The organism is Variovorax sp. P2_H12, from assembly GCF_056403395.1.
In genome coordinates this window covers 1-2,213 of sequence record NZ_JBFUFO010000096.1, presented here as the reverse complement: position 1 = coordinate 2,213, position 2,213 = coordinate 1, and the positions used below count along the sequence as shown (strand labels likewise).

General features: G+C 62.8%; 3 protein-coding genes. 1 reads left to right on the top strand and 2 read right to left on the bottom strand.

Features of this window, described 5'->3' with window-relative positions; genetic code table 11:
• Both AC1DYK_RS35315 and AC1DYK_RS35310 read right to left on the bottom strand, forming a co-directional pair.
• Positions 1-1,122: arylsulfatase (locus tag AC1DYK_RS35315; protein ID WP_478170510.1), on the bottom strand; the 1,122-nt coding region annotated here is incomplete at its 3' end.
• Positions 1,123-1,290: 168 nt separating this feature from the next.
• Positions 1,291-1,686, bottom strand: a complete 396-nt coding sequence (locus AC1DYK_RS35310) for a hypothetical protein (RefSeq protein ID WP_478170509.1) — start codon at positions 1,684-1,686, stop codon at positions 1,291-1,293.
• Between the two features lie 253 nt (positions 1,687-1,939).
• On the opposite strand from AC1DYK_RS35310, the gene AC1DYK_RS35305 reads away from it, so the two are divergent.
• The coding region (locus AC1DYK_RS35305; protein ID WP_478170508.1) for a response regulator transcription factor at positions 1,940-2,213 on the top strand (274 nt) is incomplete at its 3' end.

Below are 2,213 nucleotides of genomic sequence, written 5' to 3'. Positions count from 1 at the left end.
GCTCTCCTGCACCTGGCCGCTCAGGTACGGCAGCATGTTGTAGCCGTCGATGTGCACCTTGAAGCTCTTCTCGCCGACCTTGCAGCCTTCGAGCAGCTTCTCCTTGACATCGTCTTCGCCGGCCGCAGCCAGCAGCGTCGGCAGCCAGTCCTGGTGCGACACGATGCCGTTGATGACCGTGCCGGCCTTGAACCTGCCGGGCCAGCGCACGAAGCACGGCACGCGCCAGCCGCCTTCCCAGTTGGTGTTCTTCTCGGCCCTGTAGGGCGTGATGCCGGCGTCGGGCCAACTGTTGTAGTGCGGGCCGTTGTCGGTGGAGTACATCACGATCGTGTCTTCAGTGATGCCCAGTTCGTCGAGCTTGTCGAGCATCTGCCCGATGTGCTCGTCGTGCGCGACCATCACGTCGTTGTAGTCGCCCTGCCCGCTCTTGCCCTTGTGCTTTTCCGCGCAATGCGTCCTGAAATGCATCGCCGTCGTGTTGTACCAGAGGAAGAAGGGCTTCTGGTCGGCATGGCACTTGTCGATGAAATCGAGCGCCTTCCCGGTCGTTTCGTCGTCGATCGTCTCCATCCGCTTCTTCGTCAGCGGGCCTGTGTTCTCAATGGTTTGTCCGCCCTTGCCATCGGCCAGGCAATGCAGCACGCCGCGCGGGCCGAAACGCTTCTTGAACGCGGGATCCTTCGGATAGTCCGGATCCTCGGGCTCTTCTTCGGCGTTGAGGTGGTAGAGATTGCCGAAGAACTCGTCGAAACCATGCATCGTGGGCAGGTACTCGTCCTTGTCGCCCAGATGGTTCTTGCCGAACTGGCCGCAGGTGTAGCCATGCGGCTTCAGCATCTCGGCGATGGTCGGGTCTTCTGCGTGCAACCCCACCGACGCCCCGGGCATGCCAACCTTGGTCAGCCCGGTGCGGATCGGGTTCTGTCCCGTGATGAACGCCGCCCGGCCGGCCGTGCAGCTTTGCTGGGCGTAGTAGTCGGTAAAGGCAACGCCCTCGTTCGCGACCCGATCGATGTTCGGCGTCCGATAGCCCATCTGCCCACGGCTGTTGTAGCTGATGTTCCACCAACCCACGTCATCGCCCCAGAGAATCAGGATGTTGGGCTTCTTCGTCGTCATGGTTGTTCCTCGACATGGTTGAGGTGCCAGGCCACCTCGGGTCACCCTGGTAATACTCAGTGATCTGCATACGGTGATCGCAGCACCCTGAGCCCGGGGCGATGCTATGTCTGTCGAACCTGCCCGCCTATCCCGGTGACCACGCACGAGCACGTACGTGGCTTTCCGTCATTTGCGAATCTTCCAGCGCAGTACGTGGTTGATCAGGCTGCGAACGACGAGATATGGAATGACCGCCAGAATGGCGGCCACCATGATGGTCTCGACCGGATACACCCAGCGCTGCACGATGAACTGGTAGATCGCATCGATGACGATCGCCAGCACGAACACCTTGCCCACGTGCTGCCAGCCTTCCTTCAGCAGGGCCCTGCGCTGCGCCGAATCGGTCGCCAGGGCCCAGAAGTAGAGCGGACGCCCGTCGCGCGCATCCTGCCGGCCGGCCCGGAACGCGAGGAAGGCCGCCATCAACGGCTGAACGACGAAGCGAAATGACAGCGGCGCATGCCTGCCGCTGGTGATGTCCGTCCAGGTACGGACGAAGGCGTTGACGATGAGATCCATGACTTGGGGCCCGTGGCACCGCGTGGGGGCCACGGGCTCTGCAGGCATTCTGAAATGCCGCCATGGCCCGGGGCAATCCTGGTGGCCACGCAGTGCCACGTACGTGGCTCAGCTCAGAGCAGAGCGTCACGCTCGGAAAGTGTCCGGTGCCATGTCGATCGGCGACAGGAAGCGCACGAGCTCGCTCTGGGCCTCATACAATCCCGGCGGCGGAGCCTCGTTGAGCTCCACGCTTCCAAGTCTCCGATAGACCATGACCGAACCCACCGTATTCATCATCGATGACGACGAAGCCTATCGCGACTCGGTGCGCGAACTGGTGAACTCGATCGGCCTCGCCACCGAGGTTCACAGTTCGGCGCCGGAGTTCCTCGAATCCTTCGATCCGTCGCGGCCCGGCTGCCTCGTGCTCGATGTGCGCATGGCGCGCATGAGCGGGCTCGCGCTGCAGCAGCGCCTGGTCGCGATCGGCGCGCGAATCCCGATCGTCTTCATCAGCGGCCATGGCGACATCACGATGGCGGTCC

Bases quoted from the DNA above. Each gene is read 5' to 3' on its own strand.
- AC1DYK_RS35310 (WP_478170509.1), bottom strand. From the start codon at position 1,686: ATGGATCTCATCGTCAACGCCTTCGTCCGTACCTGGACGGACATCACC.